Genomic DNA, 12,476 nt, shown 5'->3' on the forward strand with positions numbered 1-12,476 from the left:
ACGACGAGAACCATCGCAGTGCCGGGTCCTTCTTCACGAATCCGGTCGTCGACGACGACACTCTGGGCACCGTTCTCGAACGCGCGGGTCGCCTCGACCCCGAGGCCACCCCGCCGCGCTGGGAGATCGGTCCCGGACACACGAAGATCGCTGCCGCGTGGTTGATCGAGCGCAGTGGATTCGGCAAGGGCCACGGCACGGGCGAGGCGGGACTGTCGACCCGCCACGTCCTCGCCCTCGTCAACCGCGGCCGAGCGAACACCCAGGACCTGATCGACCTCGCCCGCGAGGTCCGGGACGGCGTGCTCGACACCTTCGGGGTGCGCCTGCGCCCCGAGCCGGTGCCGTTGGGCTTCGAGCCCGGAGAGGTCGACGACCTGTGGCGTTGATCGGTCAGCGCAGCAGATCCCGATAGACCTCGCCGTAGTCCTCCGCGCGGTCGCCCCATCCGAAGTGGCGCCGCATGCCGCGATCCATGGCCTCGGCCCAGCGTTCCGGCTGCGACCACACCTCGACCGAGCGATCGAGTGCGGCCCGCAGCGCTGCGGCCGCGTACTCGTCGAAGACGAAGCCGTGTCCGGAACCGTCGACGATCGGATCGACGGTGTCGGCCAGTCCGCCGGTCCGGTGCACCAGCGGCAAGGAGCCGTAGCGCTGGCTGTACATCTGGTTCAGCCCGCAGGGCTCGTAGCGCGAGGGCATGAGGAAGACGTCGCTGCCGCCCTCGATGTGGTGGGCCAGGGGTTCGTCGTAGCCCCGGCGGTATCCGACCCGGCTGGGGAAGCGCTCGACCAGGTCCTCGAAGAAGGCCTCGTAGCGCGCCTCACCGCTGCCGAGCACGACCAGGCGTGCCGGTCGTTCGCCGAGGAAGGCGGGCAGAACCTCCTCGAGCAGGTCGATGCCCTTCTGCGAGGTGAGGCGGGCGATCAGACCGTAGAGGATGGTGTCGGGATCCTCGGGCAATCCCATCCGCTGCAGCAGTTCGAGCTTGTTCCCCCGGCGCCGCCACACGTCGTGCGGCCCGAAGCGTCGGGGCAGGTGCGGATCGCGCTGCGGATCCCAGGCTTCTTCGTCGATCCCGTTCAGGATGCCCACGATCGCGTCGCCACGTTCGCGCAACAGGCCGTCGAGACCGTAGCCGAACTCCGGCGTCTGGATCTCCTGGGCGTAGGTCGGACTCACGGTGGTGATCCGGTCGACCATCGACAGGCCGGTGCGCAGCCAGTTCACGCCGCCACCGGCGAGTTCGGCCTGGTCGAAGGCGTCGGCCACGCCGCGCAGGTCGAGGTCGTCGATCGTCGAGGCGACGAAGCCTCCCTGATAACCGAGGTTGTGGATGGTCATGACCGTTCGTGTCTGCGCGAAGAGCTGGTCCCAGGCGTACAGGCGCTTCAGCAACAGCGGGATCAGGGCCGTGGTCCAGTCGTTCAGGTGAAGCACCTGTGGGGACCACTGCAAGCGCTGCAGACTCTCCACCACGGCGCGCTGGAAGAATCCCCAGCGGACGTGCTCGTCATCGTGTTCGGTGTACACGACACCGTCCCGCTCGAAGAGCGGTGCGCACTGGATCAGGTAGAGACGGGGCTCACCCGGGTCTCCGCTCGGTCGACGCTCGAACAGGTTGAACGACAGGTATCGTCCGCCGAGCGTCAGTCCGACCTGCTGTGCGGTGGGCACGGGAACCAGGTCGAGCCCCCTCTCGGCCACGACGTCGAACAGGGGCATGAAGACGCGGACCTCGTGCCCGGCCGCCGCGAGGGCCGGTGGCAACGAGCCCGAGACGTCGGCCAGGCCGCCGACCTTGGCCAGGGGCGCGACCTCGGGGGTGACGAAGGCGACCCTCGTCGACGTCGGCATCGCGCTCACCTCCCCGACCGCTCGGCGGTCAGGATCACGGTGCTCAGCGGCGGCAGGTCGAAACGGACCGACACCGGACGGCCGTGCCAGGGTTCCTCGGCGGTGTCGAAGGCCTCACCCCTGATCGCGTGGGATCCACCGAAACCGGGATCGGCCGTGTTCACCCGCAGTGACCACGAGCCGGCGAAGGGGACACCGAGCTGGTAACCCTCCCACCGCATCGGCGTGAAGTTCGACACCACGGCCACCGCGCGGGACCAGTCCTCGTTCCAGCGCAGGTAGGCGATGATGCTGCGATCGGCGTCACTGCCGTCGATCCATTCGAAGCCCTCGCTGCTGAAGTCCCGCTGGTACAGAGCCGGTTCGTCACCGAGCAGGTGGTTCAGACGGCCGACCAGTTCCTGGACCCCTCGGTGCAACGGATCGTCGAGCAGATGCCACTCGAGCGATCCCTCGTGATTCCACTCGCTCCATTGGGCGATCTCGCAGCCCATGAACAACAGCTTCTTGCCGGGGTGCGTCCACATGTATCCGTACAGTGCACGGAGGGTCGCGAACCGATCGGGGTCGAAGCCCGGCATCTTCGTCACCAGCGCACGCTTGCCGTGCACCACCTCGTCGTGCGAGAGCGGCAGCAGGAAGCGCTCGCTGAAGGCGTAGACCAGCGAGAAGGTCAGCCGGTCGTGCATGTGCTTGCGGAACAAGGGGTCGTTCTCGAGGTAGTCGAGCGTGTCGTTCATCCAGCCCATGTTCCACTTGAGATCGAAGCCGAGCCCGCCGTGGTCGACCGGGCGCGAGACCCCGGGCCACGCCGTCGACTCCTCGGCGAAGGTGAGTACACCCGGGCACTCGTGGTGCACCACTTCGTTCACTCGCTTGAGAAAAGCGATCGCCTCGAGGTTCTCACGCCCGCCGTACTGGTTCGGGATCCACTGCCCCGCCTCCCGCGAGTAGTCCAGGTAGAGCATCGACGCCACCGCGTCCACACGCAGCCCGTCGACGTGGAACTGTTCGAGCCAGTAGACCGCACTCGACACGAGGAAGCTGCTGACCTCGTTGCGCCCGTAGTTGAAGACCAGTGTCCCCCAGTCGGGGTGTTCTCCCTTGCGTGGATCGGCGTGCTCGTAGAGATGCGTGCCGTCGAACCAGGCCAGGCCGTGGGCGTCGGTCGGGAAGTGCGCGGGGACCCAGTCGAGGATCACCCCGAGGCCCAGTCGATGCGCCTCGTCCACGAAGTAGCGGAAGTCGTCGGGCGTGCCGAAACGCGAGGTCGGAGCGAAGTAGCCGAGGGTCTGGTATCCCCAGCTGCCGTCGAATGGATGCTCGGTCACGGGCAGGAGCTCGACGTGCGTGAAGCCCAACTCGGCCACGTAGGGCAGCATCTGCTCGGCCAGCTCACGGTAGCTGAGCCAGTACCACGTCTGTTCCTCTTCGTCGGGATTGCGGCGCCAGGAACCGAGATGGACCTCGTAGATCGAGATCGGGCGGCCGTCGGGGTGCTGTCGCTCGACCCGCTGCTCCATCCACTCCTGATCGCGCCACTCGTAATCGCGCTCGTCCACGACCACCGACGCCGACCGCGGTCGCATCTCCATGGCGCGGGCGTAGGGATCCGACTTCTCCAGCCGCTGTCCCTGCATGGTGTGGATCGAGTACTTGTAGAAATCGCCGGATGTCACACCCGGAATGAACAGTTCCCAGACCCCGGTCTGACCACGGGGCCGCATCGGATGCGTGCGGGGATCCCATCCGTTGAAGCTGGCAATGACGCTGATCGCCTCGGCGTTCGGCGCCCACACCGAGAACACGGTGCCTTCGAAGCCCTCGTGCTGCATCCGTTGCGCACCGAGCACCTCGTGGGCGCGGCTCTCGTGGCCCTGATGGAAGTGGACCAGCCGCTCCTCGTCGAGGACCGGGGAGAGCCGGTAGGGATCGTCGAACTCGACCGCCTCCTCGGCGTGCCATCCGCGGGCCCGGAGTCGATACGGGAACCAGTCGGTCTCGTCCTCGAACACCAGCTCGAACACGCCGGCGTGGTCGAGGCACTCCATGGGCAGGACCTGCTCGCCGCGCACCAGCCAGGCGTCGCGTGCCCAGGGAAGCATCGCCCGGACGACCCGTCCCGGATCGTCGGATCCTCGGAGGGCATGGAGGCCGAGCACGTCGAAGGGCATGGATTGGCGGCCGTCGGCCAGGGCACGGATGGACTGGGCATCGAGATGCGGCACGAATCGATCTCCGTCGACTGCGGGGAGGAAGGGTGCCGAAGTCTAGCCCGAGAGTCCCGGTCCCGAAACGGTGGATGTCCCCCTGCCGCCGTCAGGACGTTCCGTAACCCGCCACCGTTCGCCGGACCGGCCGCAGGAGCCACAGTAGCCCCGTGGAGCGGCCCACGAGGGTGGCGATCGCGGCCGCCACCGCCCCCGCCAGCCCGGCGCCGTGGATCAGGAGGGCCAGGGCGAGAGCGAGGGCCACCAACTCGGCGGCCGTCGCACTGCCCATGGGACCGGTGGCACGGCCGTGCACCAGCAGTGCTCGCTGCAGCGATTGCAGCACGCTCAGCGCCGGCAGCAGTGCGAAGATCTTCAGGGGCAACCGCGCGAACCCGGCCAGTTCGGGCGGTAGCGAGGCCACGTCGCGCAGCCACCACTGCCCCAGCGGGGTGAACGCGACCGCTCCCAGCACCAGCGCCACCGCCACGGCCAGCCCCAGGGCAACGTTCCGCACGGGCGCGTACTGCTCGCCCTTCTCACCGACCAGGGCGATCCCCACCTCCTGGTAGCTCAGGGCGAGCGCCCGGAACAGGAAGGTGATGCCGTGCAGCACGGGCAGCACTGCCAGCGAATCGAGGGGCCGAGCGGCCTGTCCCATGAAGAAGGTGATCACCGGCTGGGTCGCGAGAGCGAGCAACGAGGTGAGCGCCAGGGGCGCGTAGAAACGGGCGATGGCCGGTTGCGTGAGGTGCTCGGGGACCTCGGGACCCAGCGTGGACGCCTCTCGACGTAGCGGGCGAAGTACCGGCCGGGCCATCACGCGCACGGCCAGCATCTCGCTCACGACTCCCACGCTCAGGGCCACGCCCCCGACCGAAGCCCCCGGCAGGCCGGTCGTCCAGGCCGCCAGCCCCGCCGTGCTCGTCATGGCGACGAGCCGGACCACGGTGCCCACGGCCACCGAACCCGTCCGCTGGCCGCGGATCAGCAGGCCCTGGTGGAAACGCCGGTCTCCGATGGCCGCCGGCCAGGGAAGCAACCACCACAGAGCCCCGTACACCAGATCGGCCACCGCGCGTTCGAGCCCCATGAGCGAGGCCACACCACTCCACACGGAAGGGATCAACAGCGCCAGCATCACCAGGGTGATCGCCAGGTTCAGACGTCGTGTGAAGCGCCACAGGGCCCGGTAGCCCTGGCCGTCCGCCACCAGAGCCGTGGACGCACTCATGAGCAGGATCACCGGCGACTCGACGATGATCGCGAGCGCGAAGGCCACACCGTAGGCGGCCAGGTTCTCGACGGGTGCGTCCAGACGCGCAATGACCGCCGACAGGAACACACCTTCGACGGCCATGAGCACCCAGGTGCTCGCCAAGGGCCACCAGAAGCGGAGGATCCGGCCGGTCCCGAGGCGCGGTTCGTCGTCCGCCGCTGCCGCGGCGGTCATCGACGCTCCACGTACGCGAAGATGGTGCGCGGATGGCGGTCGGTGACCAGCAGGAAGCCCGTGTCGTCCCAGCGGGCGATGCCCTCCCAGTTCCGCGTCACGTCGTCCTCCCGCGTGACGAGCTCGACCAGCCCCTGTGTGGTGTCGATCACCACCCGACCCTCGAGGGCACGGAGTGCGACCAGACGCTCGACGGGACGACCACCCGGTCGATCGATCAGGACCAGCTCGTCGCGCAGCGCCTGCACGCGCGCGGCATCGCCGGGCCAGAACTGGTTGATCACCCAGAACCGGCGTTCGGCGTCGGTCGCCGTGGCGTCGGTGATCCGGTACTCGATCGGGGGGAACGGCCAGGGCTCGAGCACCTCGAGCTGCTGGTTCATCCGCGTGGCCACCGGTGCGGGATTCACCCGGCGACCATTGAGCTCGTGCACGCTCCACACTTCATCGCCCTGCACGAGCAGCGCCTCTTCGGAGAAGTTCGGAGCCCCCGAGGCGCCGGCCAGGTGGGTGCGCAACAACGGATCGACCACCACCCGCGGGGGATCGCCCTCGATCCGCCCGCGCACGATCAGGCCCTCCCAACCCTCCGGTGTCCGGCATTCGACACTCAGGAAGATGCGGTCGCCGTCGGTGGCCACGGCCTCGTAGCCGTCCCAGCCGGTGACCCGCGTGCCGAGTCCGCCGTCGTCGAAGGGAAGCGTCGAAGGACGGATCGCGCTCGTATCGCGGCCCTCGACGTACCGGCGCAGCCGCTCGCGGTCGATCGTGAGCAGCGCGCCCGCTCCGTCCTCCCCGAAGGTCTTCGGGTACTGCGGCAGCAGGACCAGCCGATCGCCCCACCACGTCAGCCCCGAGAACTCGGCGAGGTCCGGGTCGACCGGCAGGTCGAGCACGATCTCCCGCGGTACCGCCGGGGTACGCGGCAGGTCGTCCCGACCGGCCGCCCGGGTCCCGCGGTCCGTGTCGTCGTCGCCGCAGGCGACGAGCAGGAAGAGAAGGAGACAGACGACGACGGCCGGACCCTTGGGCCCGGCCGCGTCGGAGAACGTCACGCAGCACATGCGGGACAGTGTGCCCCGCACGGCCGCGTTCCCGCAAGGACTCAACGCCGGGTCAACGGCCAGGTGTGGCACGCGTTGCACGAGAGCCTCGGGTACTCGGGCGACAGGAAGGGCCCGCCGAGAAGGTCCTCACCGTGGCAGGCGGTGCAGGGCTCCTGACCCTGATCCACCAGCTCCCGGTATCGGTCGCCGTGGAAGTTGTCGCTGGACGCGTCGTTCCAGTCGTCGGCCGCGGGATGGCCCGAAAGACCGCCGGCGTTGTTCGCGTTGCCCGCGTGGCACGTCGTGCACGCCGTCCCCGTCCAACTGCCGCCACCCTTCTCGCCGTGGCACTCGGCGCAGGCGCCGGGGCCTCGACGCGCCAGGAGATCGGCATGGTAGTCGTCCTCGTCCGGGTCGAACATGACCTCGGTCGCGGGGTGACCACTCCGCCCCCCGGCGTGACACCCCACGCAGGACACCATCGACCAACCACCGTCGTACTCGATCCCGTGGCAGACCTGACACTGCTCGGTGCCCATGGCCTCGGCGATGACCTGCCCGTGGAATCCCTCCGCCTGCGGCGCGAGGAAGACGTTCGGGACCGCGTGGCCGGCGGAGTTGCCCGAGGCGTGGCAGTCGAGGCACTGCTGCTGCGACTGGAAGCCCAGGTCCTGTCCGTGACAGGTCCGGCAGCCTTCGGCACCGGTTCGGCGATCCTCTTCTTCCACGGCTGGATCACGACTCGCGTTCGTGATGTTGTTCAGGTACGCGCCGTGGAAATCCTCGTTGCCCGGCTGCGTCCATCCCTCCGGATGCGCCGCGATCTCGACGTCCACCGGATCCTCGCGCTCGGCGCAACCGCCGAGAACGAACGCGAAGACGGCCAGAACCGACACCAGGAGGGTCGTCGTGTTTCTCGTGTTCATGTCCTACCTCCCGTGGCAGTCCGCACAGAGGGGATCGGACGCACCGGTGTCGTGGCACGAGATGCAACCCTCCATCTCGAGGAGGGCCTCGGTCCCGTGGGCACCGCCGTCACCCGTGGGCAGAAGCCAATCCGCCCGCGAGTGGTTGCGCGGCAGCACGTCGTACTGACGGTGGCAGTCGGCGCAGAAGCCCGGGTCCATGTGACAGGTGGCGCACTCGATCTGATTGCCGCGCGCCTCCCAGGAGTGGTCGAAGGCGAAGTTCAGGCGATGGCTGCGTGGACGCTCGACGTTGTCACCGGAGTGGCAGTCCTGGCAGTCGACCTGCGCGTGGCAGTTGCTGCAGTTCTGCTGGTCGTGTCCGGCTTCGACGCCGTGCCACAGCTCCCAACCCACGATGTGATCGTCGGGAACGTACTCCTCGCCCTGGCTGTGGCACACGTGGCAGTCCTGCAGGTCCGCCGCCGTGGTGTGGCAGCTGCGGCAGTCCACCTTGGGCGGTGCGGCCACGATGGCCTCTGCCGGTCCGTGACAGCTCGCGCAGTCCATCTCGGACTCGACGTGTGCCACGTGCGAGAACCGATCGACGGCGCTCGCCTTCTCGGCGTAGCCCCAGGGGTCGTCGACGTCGACGTGGCACAGACCGCAGTTGTCCATGCTCTCGACGTCGTGGCAGTTCGCGCAGGACGCCTTCTCGGGCAGGAGCAGGTCGGTCCCGGCATTCGACTCCCACGCGCCCTCGTGACACTCGACGCACTCCATGCCCATCTCGGCGTGCAGCGCGTGGTCGTACATGATGCCGCTCTTCGAGTAGTCGGCGGCCAGAACCGTCGTGGTGACACCGAGCAGCAGCGCGGTCGTGATCGTGGTCAGCTTCGTCATCACTCACCCCCCGAGCCCAGGCCGAAGCGTGTCGCGCCGCGGCCCGCCATCAGGTCGAGTCCGAGCAGCACGCGGGTGTCCTCGGAGAACAAGGGATTCTCGAGCGACTGGACCTCGGCGCGCAGCCTGAGTCCGTCGACGAGCTCGACGCGCGCACGCGCGAAGGCCGTGACCAGTTCACGCGTGAGGTCGTCGGGAGCGTCCTCGACGAGGGCGTACTCCGCGAACACGGCGCCGGCCGAGACGTCGACCCGGTCGAAGAATCGGTAGTGGGCATCGCCGTACCAGCGGAAGTCCTCACCGGCATCGCCCGAGGTCGCGGCCAGACCGACCCGTACGTACGGGACCAGCACGGCCAGGCCGAAGCGATCGGTGTCGCGGTCGTCGACCGAGCTGCGCGCAGCTTCGATCTCGCCACCGAAACCGTTCTCGAGCTCGTAGCGCGCGCTGCCGCGCAGCAACGACACCCGCTCGAGATCGTCGGCGAAGATCGAGAAGAACGAGCTGGCCTCGATGATCGGCTTGCGGTCGATGTACTGCAGGGTGAAGACCGGGAGGTCGCGGCGGGGCTGGTAGCGCGTCAGCAGGTCGAAGCGCTCGAACTCCTCGCTCTCGGCATCGAAGGAGCCCCGCAACAGTGCTCGCCATCCGCGCGTCGGGGTGACGAGGAGCTCGCCACCGATCGGCGTCGCGGTGGTCTCGCCCCCGTCCTGGCGCGTGGCGAGCCACGCACCGACGCGGGCACGGCGGGCCACCTGACCGACGACGCGCACACCGTAGGCACCGTCGTCGCTCAACTCACCGGCCTCGAAGCTGCGGTCGGTCGGAGCCTGCCCGCCACCCCAGAGGTGCACCCGCCAGAGGCGGTGTGGCCGGACCGAGATCCACGCCCCGTCGAGGGTGTGGCGATTCGTTCCTTCCTGGAGGAATTGACGGCCCAGCCGGACCCGTGTGTCGAAGCGATCGAAGCTCAGACCGGCGTAGGCGGCGTAGAGATGGTCTTCGGTGAAGACGGCGCCCTCGTCGGCGAGGTCGGTGGCGTAGCGCCCGGAGACGCGGAAGTCCAACCGTCCCGCCGCGAGCTGGCCGACCGTCACGTCGAAGTGCTCGTAGAGTGGAGCGAGGTCGAGTTCGCGACCGGTCTCGGTCACGTCCTGGTAGAAATAGGCGGTACTGCGCAGCTGCGCCGACCACGTGAACGGAGTCGCCGTCTGGGCGAACGACGGCAGGGCCGTCGTCAGCACGAGCAGCAGGACTCCGACACGAAGGGCACGGGTTCCGCGCAAGAACACGCCCGCTCGGCGTGCGTCCTTGCAGGTCATCGCGATGGTCCAGGGGTGCGCCGCTGCCGGCACGGCACCGGAGGGTGACGTGCAGCATCGGACCCGTATCGTGGCGAGTACGCTACGGCAGGACGCTTGCCAGCGGCTCTATCGAAAGCGTGATCGAGAATCCGGGCCAACTCGTTGCACGAAAACGTGATAGCGACGCTCCGAGATATCTCAGGAATCTGTGCAACCCGCATTGCCGATGAAGTGATCCGCGCAGTCGTCGCAGGGAACCGGGTTCTTCAGGTCGATCTCCTCGACCGCGCCCGAGAAGTTCATGACACAGCCGGGAACCTTGCAGTGGATGGCCCCCTGCAGGTGGCCGATCTCGTGCACCGATTCCGTGAGCAGTCGCTGCGCGAGCAGGTCGAGGTCGGCCGGGAGACCGTACATCTCGGGCCGGAGGCGGTGGATCGACACCAGCGCCGAGCAACCACCGAGATGGGCTTCGCCGAAGACGAAGGTGAAGATCGAGGCGAAGAGATCGACGTCGGCGATGCCGAGCACGGCCTCGTTCTCGCGGTGTGCGACGCCCCGCAGTGCGGTGAGCAGCTTGCGGCTGTCGTACTGGCCCCGCGTGGTCCGGAAGGCGAATCCGGGGTCGAGGACCTTCGCCTCGACCCGGACCGGCAGGCGGAGAACGGGCTTCAGACCCTCGGCGAGGTCGTCCACCTGCTCCGGTGGAGTCTCACCGATCCTCACCAGCGCCAGCGCTTCCAACCTCACCGTCCCGGGTCAGCCCGTACTGCTTGATCTTGTTGTACACGGTTCCCCGGTCGATCCGCAGCACGCGCGAGGCTTCGGAGATGTTCCAGTCGGTCTCCTCGAGCACGGCGAGCACGTGGTCGCGCTCCACGGTGGCCAGACTGCGATCACCTGAGGCCGGCCGACCCGGGACGACGGCACTTCCCTGCTCGATCGGGAGGTCCTCGGCGTCGATCACGCCCCCCCGCTGCACCACGAGCGCACGCTCGATCGCGTTGCTCAACTCGCGGACGTTGCCCGGCCAGTCGTGCGCCTCCATCCGCTCCATGGCGGGGGCGGTGAACTGGGGCACCGGACGGTTCATCTGCCCGGCGAAGCGCTGCGCGAAGTGCAGGACCAGGTCGCGGATGTCCTCGCGCCGGTCCCGCAGGGGTGGGACATGGATCTCGAAGACGTTGATCCGGTAGTAGAGGTCTTCGCGGAATCGGCCCTCGGTCACCTCGCGCTTGAGGTCGCGGTTCGTCGCCGCGACCAGACGGAAGTCGGCCTCCACGGACGCCGACCCACCCATGCGCGTGACCTTCTTCTCCTCGATCACGCGCAGCAGTTCGACCTGGATCTTCGGCGAGATCTCGCCGATCTCGTCCAGGAACAGCGTGCCTCCGTCGGCGAGTTCGAACTTGCCCTTGTGCCGGTACTGTGCGCCGGTGAAGGCGCCACGCTCGTGGCCGAAGAGCTCGCTCTCGAGGGTACCCTCGGGCAGGGCACCACAGTTGACGACCACCAGGGGCATGTAGGCACGCGGGCTGTTCGCGTGCACCGCGCGGGCGACGAGTTCCTTGCCCACACCCGACTCTCCGGTGATCAACACCGAGGTCTCGGTCGGCGCCACGGTGCCGATCAGTTCGACCACCCGACGGATCTCGGGACTGTGCCCCAGGATCGGCCGCGGCTGTACGATCTCCTCGAGTTGCTGCTTCAGCCCGCGGTTCTCGCGCACCAGGTCGCGCTTGTCACTGGCGCGGCGCAGGAGGTGCGACAGGACGTCGGGGTCGAAGGGCTTGGTGATGTAGTCGTAGGCGCCGTTCTTCAGAGCGCGAACCGCCGTCTCGACCGACGCGAAGGCGGTCATCATGACCACGCTCAGGTCGGGATCGATCTCGTGCAGACGACGCTGCAGCTCCATGCCGTCCATGCCCGGCATCTTGATGTCGACCAGGGCCAGGTCCCAGTCGCTCTCGCGCATGGCCTTGAGCGCGGCCTGCGCGTCACTGCAGGCACGGACCGAATGCCCGTCCTCCTCCAGCCAGTCCGTCAGCGACTGACGAACGATCTCCTCGTCGTCGACCACCAGGATCCGCAGCGTCTTGGGCGTCGCGTCCATCGCTTCTACCTCGATTCGAGCTCCGTGCCCGCCGGATCCGTCTCGCGCACCTCGGGGTGCAACGGAAGCACGATACGAATGGTCGTTCCCCGACCGACCTCCGAGTCCACGTGCACGCGGCCGGCGTGCCGTTGGACGATCCCGTACATCACCGACAGGCCGAGGCCCGTTCCCTTCCCCTCTTCCTTGGTCGTGAAGAAGGGCTCGAAGATCCTCAGTTGGACGTCCTCGGGAATACCGATGCCCGTGTCGGCGATGTCGACACCCAGGTGCTCGTCGTCGACGCGGTGGACGTCGACCCGCAGTTCGCCCCCGTCGGGCATGGCGTCGATGGCGTTCATCATGACGGCCAGGCAGGCCTGCTGGATCTGGTTGCCGTCGCACTCGATCTCGGGCAGGTCGTCCTCGACGTTCAGCATCACCTGCACGTCCTGGAGGTCGGCCTGGTGCTGGACCAGACGAAGGGCCCGTCGCTGCACCTCGCCGAGATCCTCCGTTGCCATGGAGAGCTCTCGCTGACGCGAGAACATGAGCAGATTCCGCACGATGTCGCCACTCCGGGCCGTCTCGCGCTCGATCATCGCGAGGGTGTCGTCGGTCTTCGCGCGCGCCTCGTCGTCACCGATCAACTTCTCGAGGCGGCGCCGCACGAGCTTCACCGAGACCAGGATCCCGGCCAGCGGAT

The 12,476-nt window shown here is 68.1% G+C and carries 11 protein-coding genes; 1 reads left to right on the forward strand and 10 read right to left on the reverse strand.

Annotated elements, in window-relative coordinates; genetic code table 11:
- Positions 1-389 (forward strand): UDP-N-acetylenolpyruvoylglucosamine reductase (locus VKA86_00105; GenBank protein ID HKK69587.1); only part of this gene is annotated, 389 nt, incomplete at its 5' end.
- Positions 390-393: 4 nt separating this feature from the next.
- On the opposite strand, the gene VKA86_00110 is transcribed toward VKA86_00105, so the two are convergent.
- The 10 genes from VKA86_00110 to VKA86_00155 form a co-directional block, all read right to left on the reverse strand.
- Positions 394-1,857: a glycogen synthase gene (locus tag VKA86_00110; GenBank protein ID HKK69588.1), complete on the reverse strand. Its 1,464-nt coding sequence runs from the start codon at positions 1,855-1,857 to the stop codon at positions 394-396.
- A 5-nt stretch (positions 1,858-1,862) separates the two neighbouring features.
- Positions 1,863-4,085: a 1,4-alpha-glucan branching protein GlgB gene (glgB, locus tag VKA86_00115; protein ID HKK69589.1), complete on the reverse strand. Its 2,223-nt coding sequence runs from the start codon at positions 4,083-4,085 to the stop codon at positions 1,863-1,865.
- 91 nt (positions 4,086-4,176) lie between these two features.
- Positions 4,177-5,520, reverse strand: coding sequence for a hypothetical protein (locus VKA86_00120; protein ID HKK69590.1), 1,344 nt, complete (start codon positions 5,518-5,520; stop codon positions 4,177-4,179).
- Positions 5,517-6,575 (reverse strand): hypothetical protein, encoded by a 1,059-nt coding sequence (locus VKA86_00125; protein HKK69591.1) that lies wholly within the window; start codon positions 6,573-6,575, stop codon positions 5,517-5,519. Before VKA86_00125 ends, VKA86_00120 begins: the two co-directional genes overlap by 4 nt.
- 50 nt (positions 6,576-6,625) lie before the next feature.
- Positions 6,626-7,492: a hypothetical protein gene (locus tag VKA86_00130; GenBank protein ID HKK69592.1), complete on the reverse strand. Its 867-nt coding sequence runs from the start codon at positions 7,490-7,492 to the stop codon at positions 6,626-6,628.
- A gap of 3 nt (positions 7,493-7,495) precedes the next feature.
- Positions 7,496-8,374, reverse strand: a complete 879-nt coding sequence (locus VKA86_00135) for a cytochrome c3 family protein (protein ID HKK69593.1) — start codon at positions 8,372-8,374, stop codon at positions 7,496-7,498.
- On the reverse strand, positions 8,374-9,696 hold the full coding sequence (locus tag VKA86_00140) for a hypothetical protein (GenBank protein ID HKK69594.1): 1,323 nt from the start codon (positions 9,694-9,696) through the stop codon (positions 8,374-8,376). The genes VKA86_00135 and VKA86_00140 overlap by 1 nt, the downstream gene beginning before the upstream one ends.
- Before the next feature lie 180 nt (positions 9,697-9,876).
- Positions 9,877-10,422, reverse strand: a complete 546-nt coding sequence (locus tag VKA86_00145) for an archaemetzincin family Zn-dependent metalloprotease (GenBank protein HKK69595.1) — start codon at positions 10,420-10,422, stop codon at positions 9,877-9,879.
- A complete protein-coding gene (locus VKA86_00150) occupies positions 10,391-11,791 on the reverse strand; it encodes a sigma-54 dependent transcriptional regulator (GenBank protein HKK69596.1) in 1,401 nt (466 codons plus the stop codon). Before VKA86_00150 ends, VKA86_00145 begins: the two co-directional genes overlap by 32 nt.
- A gap of 5 nt (positions 11,792-11,796) precedes the next feature.
- The coding region (locus VKA86_00155) for an ATP-binding protein (GenBank protein ID HKK69597.1) at positions 11,797-12,476 on the reverse strand (680 nt) is incomplete at its 5' end.

The sequence above is a fragment of the Candidatus Krumholzibacteriia bacterium genome (assembly GCA_035268685.1).
Taxonomy (GTDB): Bacteria; Krumholzibacteriota; Krumholzibacteriia; order JAJRXK01; family JAJRXK01; genus JAJRXK01.

Coding starts and splice junctions, on each gene's coding strand:
- VKA86_00110 (HKK69588.1), bottom strand. CDS start 1,857: ATGCCGACGTCGACGAGGGTCGCCTTCGTCACCCCCGAGGTCGCGCCC.
- VKA86_00120 (HKK69590.1), bottom strand. CDS start 5,520: ATGACCGCCGCGGCAGCGGCGGACGACGAACCGCGCCTCGGGACCGGC.
- VKA86_00130 (HKK69592.1), bottom strand. CDS start 7,492: ATGAACACGAGAAACACGACGACCCTCCTGGTGTCGGTTCTGGCCGTC.
- VKA86_00135 (HKK69593.1), bottom strand. CDS start 8,374: ATGACGAAGCTGACCACGATCACGACCGCGCTGCTGCTCGGTGTCACC.
- VKA86_00140 (HKK69594.1), bottom strand. CDS start 9,696: ATGACCTGCAAGGACGCACGCCGAGCGGGCGTGTTCTTGCGCGGAACC.
- VKA86_00150 (HKK69596.1), bottom strand. CDS start 11,791: ATGGACGCGACGCCCAAGACGCTGCGGATCCTGGTGGTCGACGACGAG.